Origin of the sequence: Micromonospora sp. URMC 106, assembly GCF_051386395.1 — a bacterium.
In the GTDB taxonomy this organism is placed as follows: Bacteria; Actinomycetota; Actinomycetes; order Mycobacteriales; family Micromonosporaceae; genus Micromonospora.
Genome location: NZ_JBPQTP010000158.1, coordinates 1 through 11,617, shown reverse-complemented (window position 1 = coordinate 11,617; position 11,617 = coordinate 1). Strand labels below are relative to the sequence as shown.

The following is an 11,617-nucleotide window of genomic DNA, read 5'->3' as shown; positions in this document are numbered from 1 at the left end:
CGCCCGCCGGCTCCCCCACCGCCGCCCGGGTGGGGCCGGTCAGCGGCGGAGGTAGGCGAGCAGCCGCAGGAGCTGCCAGTAGAGGAAGACCAGCCCGGTCAGCAGGCCGAACGCGCAGAGCCAGGCGTAGCGGCGGGGCAGCCTGTCGCGTACGGAGCGCTCGACCAGGTCGAAGTCGAGGATGAAGCTGAGCGCGCCGGCGACGATCGCGACCGCCGAGAAGGCGTACGGCAGCCAGCCGACCTCCCCGGTCAGGCGGTAGACCTCCAGCCCCTGCCGGCCCGTGAGCAGGTAGGTCACCAGGTTGACCACGCTGAGCACGAGAATCCCGAGCAGCGTGCCGGCGACCAGCCGGGCCATCCGGGGCGTGGCCCGCACGAGGCGGGCGCGGTAGAGCAGCGCCATGCCGAGGAAGACCCCGAAGGTGCCCGTCACCGCCTGCCCGACGATGCCCGGGTACACCAGCTCGAACGCCCGGCTGGCCACCCCGAGCAACAGCCCCTGGAGCAGGGCGTAGCCGACCATCGGCACCGGGTTGGTGATCCCGCGCCAGGAGATCACCACGACCAGCGCGATCCCGGCCAGCGCGGTGCCGGCCAGCGCGGCGGGCAGCCACGGCGCCGGCGGTACGAGCACCCAGGCAGCCGCGCCGGTGGCGCCGGTGAGCAGCAGCAGCCCGACCGTGCGGACCACCACGTCGTCGACCGTCATCGCCTCCGCGCCGCCGACGCCCAGCACCCGGCTCTGCACCCGGCTGGTCTCGTCCAGCCGCGTGAGCACCGGGTTGCTGCTGCGCACGTCGCCTCCTCCGTCGGCGTACCCCCACGCAGTCACTCTGCCCCCGGCGGCCGCGCGGCGGCGGGAAACGCCGGGACCGGCGCGGGCCGGAAGACGACGGCGCCCCCCCCCCCGGGGGGGGGGGGGGGGGGCGCCGGTCGGTCGTGGGCGACGGGTCAGTCGTCGCCCTGGAAGTAGCTCAGCAGGCGCAGGATCTCGATGTAGAGCCAGACCAGGCTGACCAGAATGCCGAACGCGGCGACCCAGGAGTAGCGCTGCGGCAGACCCATCCGCACGCCGTCCTCGACCTCCTTGAAGCTGAGCACGAAGCTCAGCGAGGCGACCACGATGCAGACCAGGCTGAAGCCGATCGCCAGCGGGCTGCCGTCGCGCAGGCCGGTGTTGATGTCGAAGAGCGCGAGCACGAAGTTGATCAGCATGACGGCGAAGAGGCCGGCCATGACCGCGATCATGCCCTTGACGAACTTCGGGGTCGCCCGGATGACCTTCGCCTTGTAGAGCGCGGCCATCACGAAGAAGACACCGAAGGTGGCGGTCACCGCCTGGAGCACGATGCCGTCGTAGAGCGAGTCGAAGAACTTGCTCACCATGCCGACGAAGACGCCCTCGACGACGGCGTACGCGACCACCAGCGCCGGGTTCGCCATCCGGGAGAACGAGATGATCAGGCCGAGCACCAGGCCGACCACCGCGGCGCCGATCCAGGCGGCACCGAGCAGGGCGTCCGGCACCAGCACCCAGGCGGCCGCGGCGGAGACGCCGAGGATGCCGAGGAGCGTGACGGTCTTGACCACCACGTCGTCGATCGACATGGTGTTGACGGTCGGCGGAGCCGCCGGGTAGCCGGCCTCCGTCGGGTACTGCTGGGGGTAGCCGGGCTGTCCGTACGGCCCGGTCGGGGCGTACCCGGCGGAGCGCTCCCGCTCGGCCGCCTGGCCGAGCCGGGCGAGCACCGGGTTCGAAGTCTTCACTGTCAGGCCTCCCTCAGGGGGTCGTCGCACGTGAACGTGCACTCTCAAGAGTAAACGCCCAGGGCAGTCACGTGGAGATCGCCAAGCTGAGCGGATGCTGAGAGTGCCGGGTGCCCGGGGCGGGGGTCGAACCCGCACGCCTTTCGGCAGCCGCTTTTAAGGCGGCCGTGTCTGCCGTTCCACCACCCGGGCGGGTGGCACCGGGCGCCGACACGCCTGGTGCAGTGTCACGGTAGCGGTTCGGCGGCGACCCGGCGTACCCCGATGCCCGGGTCGCACTAGGGTCGACACCGTGAGCAGCGCAGCCCCCACGGCCCCCGACGCCGCCCCTGACCAGGCCGTCCTCGCCGCCGAACGGCTGCCGCGCCGGCTCTCGCCGGCCCGCCTGCTGGCCACGGTCTCCCGGCACCGGGCGGACGTAGCGGGCGGGCTCCTCTTCGTCGCGCTGGCCGGCTGGCTCACCCATGGGCTCTGGCCCGACCCGGCGGCCCGCGTCCTCGCGCTGAACCCCGAGGACCAGGCCCTCTACGAGTGGTTCCTCGCCGTCGACGCGCGGGCGCTGCTCGGCGACTTCGACCTGCTCACCCGCCGGCTCAACGCGCCGGACGGGGTGAACCTCATGACCAACACCACGGTCATCGCGCTCGGGATCGCCCTCGCCCCGGTCACCCTGCTGCTCGGGGCGCCGGTCACCTTCGCGCTGCTGGCGCTGGCGAACCTGGCCGGCACCGCGATCGCCTGGTACCTGCTCTACACCCGGACGCTGGGCGCCCACCGGGTCGCCGCCGCGCTGGGCGCCGGCCTCTGCGGCTTCGGCCCCGGAATGGTCTCGCAGACCAACAGCCACCTGCACATGACCGCGCAGTGGCTGGTTCCGGTGATCGTCTGGCTGGTGGTCCGACTGCTGCGCGCCGCCGACCCGGCGGCCCGCGCGGTCGACGGCGACGGCGCCGGGCGCGGGCGGGCCCCCGCCGAGCCGGACCGCCGGCGGATGGTCAGCTCCGCCGTCGGCCTGGCGGCGGCGGTCACCGCGCAGGTCTTCATCGGCGAGGAGGTGCTCTTCCTCTGCGCGCTGACGCTGCTGGTGCTGGCGGTCACGTACGCGGTGACGGACCGCGGCCTGGCCCGCCGCGCCCTGCCCGGCTTCGCCGGCGGGATGATGCTCGCCGCCGGGCTGGCCCTGCTCGTGCTGGCCTGGCCGCTGTGGTTCCAGTTCGCCGGCCCGCAGGGCGTCGCCGACGGCATGTTCAGCCCGCACTACTTCTCGGCGGACCTGCGCAGCTGGTGGACGGTGTCGCCGCTCTCGATGGTCGGCAGCGACGAGGCCGCCCGGCTGACCACCGGTCCCGCCGAGTACAACACCTTCCTCGGCTGGCCCCTGCTGCTGGTCACCGCCGCCTGCGCGGTCTGGCTGGGCCGCCGCCCGCTGGCCGTCGCGTGCGTGGTCGGGACGCTGGTGATGGGGGCGCTCTCGCTCGGCCCCCGGGTGGTGCTCGACGGCGCCCGCACCGCGGTGCCGGGGCCGTACACGCTGCTGTCGGGACTGCCCGTGGTGGACGGCGCGCTGCCGATGCGGTTCGCCCTCGCCACCCTCCCGCTGATCGCCACGCTGCTGGTGCTCGCGGCCGACCGGGCCCTGCGCGGCACGGGCCGGGCCCGCCGGCTGGTCCCGGCGGCGGTCGGCGTGGCGCTGCTGCCGCTGCTGCCCGCCCCGTTGCCCACCGCCGAGCGCCCGCCGGTGCCGGAGTTCATCACCGGCGGGCACTGGCGCCAGTGCGTCGAGCCGGGCGGGGTGCTGGTGCCGGTGCCGCTGGCCACACCCCAGGAGCCGTGGCCCATGCGCTGGGCCACCGCCGCCGACGCCGCGTTCGGCATGCCGGAGGGCTTCTTCATCGGCCCGTACGGCCGGGACGGCACGGCGGCCATGGGCACCTGGAAGCTGCCCACCTCGGCGCTGCTGGCCGAGGTCGCCAAGCGCGGCGGGCAGCCGGTGGTCAGGGACGAGCAGCGCCGGCAGGCGGCGAAGGACGCCGACTTCTGGGGCGCCTCCTGCGTCGCGCTGGCCGTCGACACCCCGCACGCCGACAGCCTGCGCGGCACACTGGAGCAGCTCTACGGGCCGTCGACCCGAATCGCCGACGCCTGGATCTGGCGCGTCTGACCGGCGGCGGCCGGCCGCGACGGCGCGGGCCCGAGCCGGCGCTGGCTGGCGCCGCCGACCGGCCGGGTCACCGACCCGGTTCCGCGCACGACGAAGGCCCCTCCGCTGCCGCGGAGGGGCCTTTCGCGGTGGCTCGGTCAGGCCCGGCCGGCGCCGACGGGCTGGGAGGCCTCGGCGAACTCCTCGCGCGGGTCGTGCAGCTGCCCCAGGGCGACCACCTCACGCTTGAGGAAGAACGCCAGCGACCAGTCGACCACGACCCGGACCTTCCGGTTGAACGACGGGATCCGGCTCATGTGGTACGTCCGGTGCATGAACCAGGCCGGCCAGCCGGTCATCTTGATCCCGTACACCTGGGCGACGCCCTTGTGCAGGCCCAGGCTGGCGACGCTGCCGGCGTGCTTGTGCTTGTACTCGACCGGCTCCCGGCCGCGCACGACGTTGACGATGTTGTCGGCCATCCGGGCGGCCTGGCGGACCGCGTGCTGCGCGCTCGGCGAGCAGTAGTTGCCGGGCTCCTTGGTCAGGTCCGGCACCGCCGCGCAGTCACCGGCGCTCCAGGCGCCCTCGACGACCCGGTCGCCGTCGACGACCTGGAGGGTCGGCAGGCAGGTGATCCGACGCCGCTCGTCGCGGGGGAAGTCCGTCGCGTCCAGCATCGGCGACGGCTTCACGCCGGCCGTCCAGACGATGGTGTCGGAGCGGAAGGTGTCGCCGTCGGAGAGCTTCACCACCCCGTCGACGCAGGACTCCAGGCGGGTGTCGAGCCGGATGTCCATGTTCCGCTTGAGCAACTGCTGCACGGTGTAGGCGCCCATGTCCCGGTCGACCTCGGGCAGCACCCGCTGGGTGGCCTCGACCAGCACCCAGCGCATGTCCTCCGGCTTCAGCTCGGGGTAGTACTTCAGGGCGTCCCGCGCCATGTCCTCCATCTCGGCGAGCGCCTCGATGCCGGCGTAGCCGCCGCCGACGAAGGTGAAGGTCAGGGCGGAGCGGCGGACCTCCGGGTCCGGCGTGGCGGCCGCCACGTCGAGCCGGTCCAGCACGTGGTTGCGCAGATAGATGGCCTCACCGATGGTCTTGAAGCCGATGCCGTGCTCGTGCAGGCCGGGAATCGGCAGCGTCCGGGAGACCGAGCCGGGGGCGACCACCACGTGGTCGTACGGGATCTCCCGGGGCGGGCCGCTGATCGGCTGCACCACGGCGGTCTTGCGGTCGTGGTCGATCCGCGTCACGGCGCCCGCCAGCACCTTGCACCGCCGCAACTCGCGTCGCAGCGGCACCACGGAGTGCCGGGGCGAGATGTTGCCGGCCGCCGCCTCGGGCAGGAAGGGCTGGTAGGTCATGTGGGGCTGGGGGTCCACCACGACGACCTCAGCCTCACGGGAGCTGAGCTTCTTCGACAGGCGCAGGGCCGCGTAGAGACCGACGTGCCCGGCACCCACCACAAGGATCCGCTTCGGATTCACGTCATCTATCTTTCCCCGCGGGGCTCGGCTAATCCCGATCGCGCCCCTCTTCTGTGACGGAGCACAACCCCTGTGACCTGCGCAACTGTCGTTACCGGCTGGTTAACGACGGCGCAGCAGCCACCCCAGCAACGCCGTCACCGCGACCGCGACGAGCAGCCCGGCCACCGTCGCCACCTGCGAACCGGCGTCCCCGCCGACGCCCGCCAACTCCACCAGGAGCACGCCCAGCACGAAGGTCCCCAGCAGCACCGCGCCCGCCCGCGCCAGCCAGCGCACGATCACGTCCGGGTCGACCACCGCGTCGTACGGCAGGACCGCGGCCAGCGCGCAGAGCGTGTGCGTGAGGTAGAGCACGGCCGCCACGGCGAGCAGCCGCCAGAGGGCGATCGGCCGGCCGTACCCGTCGGTGGCGACCAGCCAGCCACCGACGGTGACCAGCGCGGCGAAGGTCGGCCAGACCCGGCGCGGCCCGACCGCCGGCAGCAGCGCCACCACGACGAGCGCGAGCAGCGGCCGGCCGAGGAGCATCTCCGACGGGTACGCCAGCGCCAGCCCGACCAGCGTGGTGAGGAAGATGCCGGCGCGGACCAGCAGCGGCGTCAGGCTGACCCGGGCGGCGGCGTACCGCGCGGCCCGGGCCCGCTCGATGACCGGGTTCATCGGCCGCGCCTCCCGTCCGCGTCCGCGGGGCTCCGCCCGGCCGCGTTCCGCGTGCTCACCGCGCACCCACCCTCGGGGCGGTGGCCAGGCGCGCCACGTCCCGCAGCACCTGGTCGAGGCTGCCCGCGCCGGCCCAGCCCACCACCGGCACGCCGTGCTCCCGCAACTGCCCGATCATGGTGTCCCGGTCCAGCCGCCACAGCCGGTACGCCACCTCGGCCCAGCCCCGGTCCTTCGGCGGGGTGAGATCGGCCGGCAGGGTGTCCACCGCGACCACGAACCGCCCGGAGCGGGCCAGCCGCGCCAGCATCTGCGCCGACCGCTCGTCGAGCAGCGGGGTGAGGACCACCACCAGCGCGTCCGCGGAGAGCAACTGCGGCCCGAAGACCTGGTCGTACGGCTCGTGCGGGGAGGACTCGGCGCGCACGTCGAGCAGCCACTCCAGGACCGTCAGGTACTGCCGGCGGCCGGTGGCCGGGCGCAGCCGGCGGGCGGCCGGACCGTATTCCAGCATCGACACGCGGTCGCCCCGGTGCAGGTAGTGCTCGGCGATCGCGGCGGCGGCCCGGACCGTGGTGTCCAGCACGGAGGCGGCGCCGGACACGCCGCCCGAGCGACCCGCCTCGGCGAGCACGTCGAGCAGCACCACCACCTCGGCGTCCCGGTCGGAGAGGGTGGCCGCGACGTGCAGTTGCCGGGCGCGCAGCGAGACCCGCCAGTCGATCCGGCGCAGCCGGTCGCCCGGGGCGAAGACCCGCACGCCGGCCAGCTCGCCGCCCTCGCCGGGGCGGCGCGAGTGGTGCGCGCCGACGAGGCCGGCGGCCCGGGGCATCGCCTCGACCGCGTCGAACGGCTCGGTCTTCGGATAGACCTTCACGCGGGCCGGCTCGGTGATCACCGCGCGGGAGACCAGCAGGCCCTGCGCGGCGGCGACCCGGGCGCCGGCCGGACCGACCGGATGCCGCCCCCAGCGCAGCGCGGTGCCGGACAGCTCCAGGTCGACGGCCGCGGCGGTCGGGACGGCGGTCACGAAGGGCCGGTCGACGACGGACGGGACGACGGCCGAGGGCGTGCCGGCCGCCGCCGCCCCGGCGATCGTGGCCCGCTCCACCCGCAGCCAGGGCGAGACCCGGCTGCGGACCACGGCCACGTCGTAGTCGACCACGTCGGGGTTGCCGACGGTGACCGCGCCGGTCAGCTCGCCGCCCTCGACCAGGTGCCCCTCGTCGGCGGCGATCCAGACCTGCGGCAGGGCGGTCGGCCGGCGGCGCAGCGCGTACGCGGTGCCGATCGCGAACGGGGCCGCCAGCACGATCAGGTCCACCCGCCCGAGCAGCACCCCGGCGATCAGCAGCAGGCCGGTGAGCAGCACCGCCCGGCCGAGCGCCCAGGTGGGCACCCAGCCGGTCGCGGTTCGGGACTCCTGCTCCGCGGGCTCGTACCGGGCCGACACGGCGGGCGCGACCATCAGTGCCCGGGCCGGCCGGCGGCGTAGCTGGGCAGCGCCCCGCTGGCCGGCGCCGGCGTCCCCTCCAGCACCTCGCCCACCACGAAGGACGGGTCGACGCGGCGCAGCCACATCTCCGGACGCAGCGTGATCCGGTGCGCCAGCGCGGGCACCGCGACCTCCTTGACGTCCTCCGGCACCACGTAGTCGCGGCCGGCCATCACGGCCCGCACCCGAGCCAGCAGCAGCAGCGCCAGCGAGCCGCGCGGCGAGGCGCCCACCAGCACCGACGGGTGCTCCCGGGTCGCGGCGGTCAGCGCGACGATGTAGCGCCCGACGGAGTCCTCGACCACCACGTCCTCCAGCGCGGCCTGCATGGCGCGCAGGGTGGCCGCGTCCACCACGGGCTTGATGTCCGCCTCCTCGCGGCGGCGGGCCATCCGCCGGCGCAGCACCTCCCACTCCTCCTCCTGCTCCGGGTAGCCGAAGGAGACCCGGAGCAGGAACCGGTCGAGCTGCGCCTCGGGCAGCGGGTAGGTGCCCTCGTACTCGATCGGGTTGGCGGTGGCGAGCACGTGGAACGGCTCGTCCAGCCGGTAGGTGACGCCCTCGACGGAGACCTGCTTCTCCTGCATCGCCTCCAGCAGGGCCGACTGGGTCTTCGGCGGGGTCCGGTTGATCTCGTCGGCGAGGAGCAGGTTGGTGAAGACCGGACCGGCCCGGAACGCGAATTCGCCGCTGCGCTGGTCGTAGAGGAACGAGCCGGTGACGTCGGCCGGCAGCAGGTCCGGGGTGAACTGGAGGCGGCGGAAGTCCAGCCCGAGCGCCTGCGCGAAGGAGCGCGCGGTCAGCGTCTTGCCCAGGCCGGGCAGGTCCTCCAGCAGCACGTGCCCGCCGGCGAGGATCCCGGCGAGGACCAGCTCCAGCGCGTCCCGCTTGCCGACCACGACCTGACCGACCGCCTCCAGCACCGACCGGGCGAGGTGGCCGACCTCCGCGGGGGGCATGCTGCGGTCCACGTCGTTCATATCTTCTCCAGTTCGGCGACGATCGCCGCGAGGTCGCGCGGCGACGGGGGGCGGCGGGAGGGCGTGCTGAGGAAGGTCCAGAGCCTGTCGCCCAGCAGGGCACGGGCCCGGCCCGGGTCCGACTCGCGGGTCAGGCCGTGACGCTGGCGCAGCCGCTCGTCGGCCAGCTCGCCGAGCCGGGGCAGGATCCGCTCGCTGAACCGTTCCCGGTGGTTCCCGCACCAGTCCAGCGGCCGTTCCCAACCGTTGATCGCGACGCGCAGGGCGTCCCGGGCGCCCCAGTTCCACGTGCCGTCGTCGTCGCCGGCCGGGACCCGGGCGCCCGCCGGGGTCGGGGGCGGCGGCGCGAGGGCGGCGACGACCCGGCGCACCACGAACAGCGCGACCACCCCGGCGACCAGGACCAGCAGGGAGACCCGGAGCCCGACCACGCGCAGGCCGGCGACCAGCACGACCACGACCGCCGCGACGCCGGCCAGGGCGCGGAACACCTGGCCGGCCCGGCCGCCCCGGGACCGGCCGCCGCGCGCCGGCCGGTCCTCCTCGAAGGTCAGCAGGTCGTCGATGCTGGTGCTGCTCACCGCGTCACCTCACCACGCCGGGCGGGGACCGGCCGCGCCCCGGTCACGCCGGCACCCCGGCGTCGCCGGCGACCACGACGGACAGCTCGCCGCGCAGCCGGCGCAGCGCCGCGCGGGCCTGGTCGCGGGTGCGCTCGTCGACCGGGCGGGTGGCGTACCGGGCCTCGCGGTAGACGTGCGCGAACTCGGCCAGCACGTCGGCGCTGGCGATCGCCGGCACGCCCGCCGACGGGTCGCCGCGCAGCAGGCGGGTGACCAGGTCGGTGGGGGTGTCGCCGGCCAGCCGGGGCACGCCCGCGCCGGCCGCGGCCTCCTCCAGACGCACCCAGCAGGCGATGACCGCGGTGCGGGGGTCGGTGTCCCGGTCGTCCAGCTCCTCCAGGCCGGCGTCGAGGGCGGCGGCCACCTCGCGGGCGGTGCCCTCGGGCGTACGGCGGGCGCGCTGCTCCGGCAGGGCCCGGGTGGTGCGGCGCAGCGCGCCCCGGACCAGCGTCCAGGTGAGGTAACCGAACGCGGCGAGCAGGGCCAGCCCCAGCAGCACGATCGCGGCCGTGCCGATCCACTCCGGGATCCGCGCCTGGGTCGCCTCGCCGGCGTCGCGCGGCTCCACCGGGATCGACTGGGCGGGCGCGGCGGTCGGGTATTCCGGCACGTAGGGGATGTTGTCGGCGGCGGGCGGGACCCGGCTCGCGCCGATCGACGAGTGGGCGGCCGCCATTGCGGCGACGGCGAGCAGGACGCCCACCGCGGCGACCGGCCACCACCTGCGCAGCACGCTCAGATCCATCCGGGGTTACCTCCGGGCCGCCGGGGGGTGCGTCGCGGCCGACGCGTTCCGTCCGTCATCGCCACCGCCCCCGCGCGCCTCAGTCCACCCCGGCCAACTGCTTCGCCCGGGCGAACACGTCGTCCAGCATCCCTGGTGTCAGCCGCCCCGTGAACGTGTTCTGCTGGCTGACGTGGTAGCAGCCCAGCAGCTCCGGCGCGGCCGTGCCGGACCAGTGTGCCCCATGACCGAACGCCGGTCGCGGGCTGGGCGGACGCTGGCCGTACACCGCACGCAGCACCGGCCACCACGCGGACCAGGCGAAGGCGCCCAGCGCGACCACGACGCGCAGGGTGGGCCGGATCAGCGCGACCTCGCGGTGCAGCCACGGCGCGCACGTGTCCCGCTCGCCGGGGGTGGGCTTGTTGTCCGGCGGCGCGCAGCGCACGGCGGCGAAGATACGCAGGTCCCGCAGGGACAGTCCGTCGTCGGCGGCGACGCTGGTCGGCTGGTTGGCCAGGCCGGCGCGGTGCAGCGCGGCGAAGAGGACGTCGCCGGAGCGGTCGCCGGTGAAGATGCGCCCGGTGCGGTTGCCGCCGTGCGCGGCGGGCGCCAGACCGAGGATGCCGATGCGCGCGTCGGGGGCGCCGAAGCCGGGCACCGGCCGGCCCCAGTACTCCTGGTCGCGGAAGGCCGCCCGCCGCGTCCGGGCCACCTCCTCGCGCCACTCGACCAGCCGGGGGCAGGCGAAGCAGTCGCTGACGGCCGCGTCGAGGTCGGCCAGGTCGGTCGCCCGCGCGGCGCGGGCGACCACCTCCTCGGGCGTACGCGGCTCAGCCAAGCTTGGCCCGGAAGAGTTCCAGGGTGCGCGCCCAGGCGGTGGCGGCGGCGCGCTGGTCGAAGTTCTCCGGCCGGTCCTCGTTGAAGAAGGCGTGCGCGGTGCCGGGGTAGTCGTAGGTCTGGCAGGTGCCGCCGGCGGCCTCGACGGCGCGGCGGACGGTCTGCACGCCGTCGGCGGCGGAGGTGCCGTCCGCCTCGGAGCAGTGGATGAGGGCGGCCTTGCCCGCGTAGTCGGCCCACTCGGAGGGCATCCCGTCCCACGGCAGCCGCGGGTAGAAGGCGGCGGTGGCGACGATCCGCTCGGTGCGGCTGGCCGCCCACAGGGCCAGGCTCGCGCCGGCGCAGAAGCCCGCGCAGCCCACCTTGCCGGTCACCTCCGGGCGGCCGGCGAGGTAGTCCGCCGCGGTGGCGATGTCCGCCGCCGCCTCGTCCATCTGCGGGCTGTTCAGCATCTGGCGGGGCTCGTCGGGCTTGCTGGCGGGGCCGCCGTGGCGGAAGTCCGGGGCGAGGGCGACGAACCCGGCCTCGGCGAACCGGTCGGCGACGGAGGTGATGTGGGGCACGAGCCCCCACCAGTCCTGGATGACGATGACCGCGGGGCTGGCCGCACCGCCGGACGGTATCGCGAGATACCCCTCGCGCGTACCCCCGTTGCTGGTGAAGCTCACCATTTCGCCCATCGGCCCGTCCTCCTAGCGGTCAGTCATCGTTGGCTGGTCGCCCAGTGGTCCTACGTGCCGGTAGCCTGCCACGCCGCGACCGCGCCGGGAAGACGCCGCAACAGTGGCATTCACCTCCTGTTCGCCGGCCGTACCCGGACACGCCGACGGCGGCGCGGACGCCGTCGAGGGTGCTGTGGGAGGTCAGGCCTTCTTGGTCAGGCAGAGCAGGTA

The 11,617-nt window shown here is 74.9% G+C and carries 10 protein-coding genes, 1 tRNA gene and 1 pseudogene; 1 reads left to right on the top strand and 11 read right to left on the bottom strand.

What is annotated here, in order from left to right:
• Positions 1–39: 39 nt before the first annotated feature.
• The 3 genes from ACSNOB_RS29940 to ACSNOB_RS29930 all read right to left on the bottom strand — a co-directional run bounded on the left by ACSNOB_RS29940 (position 40) and on the right by ACSNOB_RS29930 (position 1,961).
• Complete coding sequence (locus tag ACSNOB_RS29940) at positions 40–798, bottom strand: Bax inhibitor-1/YccA family protein (RefSeq protein ID WP_436690559.1); 759 nt, start codon at positions 796–798, stop codon at positions 40–42.
• A gap of 155 nt (positions 799–953) precedes the next feature.
• Positions 954–1,769 carry a Bax inhibitor-1/YccA family protein gene (locus ACSNOB_RS29935; RefSeq protein ID WP_393102598.1) on the bottom strand — a complete coding sequence of 272 codons (816 nt, stop codon included), beginning with the start codon at positions 1,767–1,769 and terminating at the stop codon, positions 954–956.
• A gap of 111 nt (positions 1,770–1,880) precedes the next feature.
• A tRNA-Leu gene (locus ACSNOB_RS29930) sits at positions 1,881–1,961 on the bottom strand.
• 100 nt (positions 1,962–2,061) lie between these two features.
• On the opposite strand from ACSNOB_RS29930, the gene ACSNOB_RS29925 reads away from it, so the two are divergent.
• Positions 2,062–3,930: a hypothetical protein gene (locus ACSNOB_RS29925; RefSeq protein WP_436690557.1), complete on the top strand. Its 1,869-nt coding sequence runs from the start codon at positions 2,062–2,064 to the stop codon at positions 3,928–3,930.
• Between the two features lie 137 nt (positions 3,931–4,067).
• Here ACSNOB_RS29925 and ACSNOB_RS29920 read toward each other — a convergent pair whose 3' ends face one another.
• From ACSNOB_RS29920 to ACSNOB_RS29885, 8 genes and pseudogenes are all read right to left on the bottom strand, one after another.
• Positions 4,068–5,399: an NAD(P)/FAD-dependent oxidoreductase gene (locus ACSNOB_RS29920; RefSeq protein WP_393102594.1), complete on the bottom strand. Its 1,332-nt coding sequence runs from the start codon at positions 5,397–5,399 to the stop codon at positions 4,068–4,070.
• Positions 5,400–5,501: 102 nt separating this feature from the next.
• Complete coding sequence (locus ACSNOB_RS29915) at positions 5,502–6,062, bottom strand: hypothetical protein (RefSeq protein WP_436690555.1); 561 nt, start codon at positions 6,060–6,062, stop codon at positions 5,502–5,504.
• 55 nt (positions 6,063–6,117) lie between these two features.
• On the bottom strand, positions 6,118–7,530 hold the full coding sequence (locus ACSNOB_RS29910; protein ID WP_436690553.1) for a DUF58 domain-containing protein: 1,413 nt from the start codon (positions 7,528–7,530) through the stop codon (positions 6,118–6,120).
• Positions 7,530–8,537, bottom strand: coding sequence for an AAA family ATPase (locus tag ACSNOB_RS29905; protein WP_393102588.1), 1,008 nt, complete (start codon positions 8,535–8,537; stop codon positions 7,530–7,532). The genes ACSNOB_RS29910 and ACSNOB_RS29905 overlap by 1 nt, the downstream gene beginning before the upstream one ends.
• Entirely contained in the window at positions 8,534–9,118 is a 585-nt protein-coding gene (locus ACSNOB_RS29900; RefSeq protein WP_436690551.1) for a hypothetical protein, read from the bottom strand. Before ACSNOB_RS29900 ends, ACSNOB_RS29905 begins: the two co-directional genes overlap by 4 nt.
• Positions 9,119–9,161: 43 nt before the next feature.
• Positions 9,162–9,964: pseudogene (locus tag ACSNOB_RS29895) on the bottom strand (DUF4129 domain-containing protein).
• 20 nt (positions 9,965–9,984) lie between these two features.
• Positions 9,985–10,698 (bottom strand): uracil-DNA glycosylase, encoded by a 714-nt coding sequence (locus ACSNOB_RS29890; RefSeq protein WP_436690561.1) that lies wholly within the window; start codon positions 10,696–10,698, stop codon positions 9,985–9,987.
• Between the two features lie 19 nt (positions 10,699–10,717).
• Positions 10,718–11,404: a dienelactone hydrolase family protein gene (locus ACSNOB_RS29885; protein WP_436690549.1), complete on the bottom strand. Its 687-nt coding sequence runs from the start codon at positions 11,402–11,404 to the stop codon at positions 10,718–10,720.
• Positions 11,405–11,617: the final 213 nt, after the last annotated feature.

Excerpts from the sequence above, each read along its gene's own strand:
- ACSNOB_RS29915 (WP_436690555.1), bottom strand. The coding sequence starts at position 6,062 with ATGAACCCGGTCATCGAGCGGGCCCGGGCCGCGCGGTACGCCGCCGCC.
- ACSNOB_RS29910 (WP_436690553.1), bottom strand. The coding sequence starts at position 7,530 with ATGGTCGCGCCCGCCGTGTCGGCCCGGTACGAGCCCGCGGAGCAGGAG.
- ACSNOB_RS29905 (WP_393102588.1), bottom strand. The coding sequence starts at position 8,537 with ATGAACGACGTGGACCGCAGCATGCCCCCCGCGGAGGTCGGCCACCTC.
- ACSNOB_RS29885 (WP_436690549.1), bottom strand. The coding sequence starts at position 11,404 with ATGGGCGAAATGGTGAGCTTCACCAGCAACGGGGGTACGCGCGAGGGG.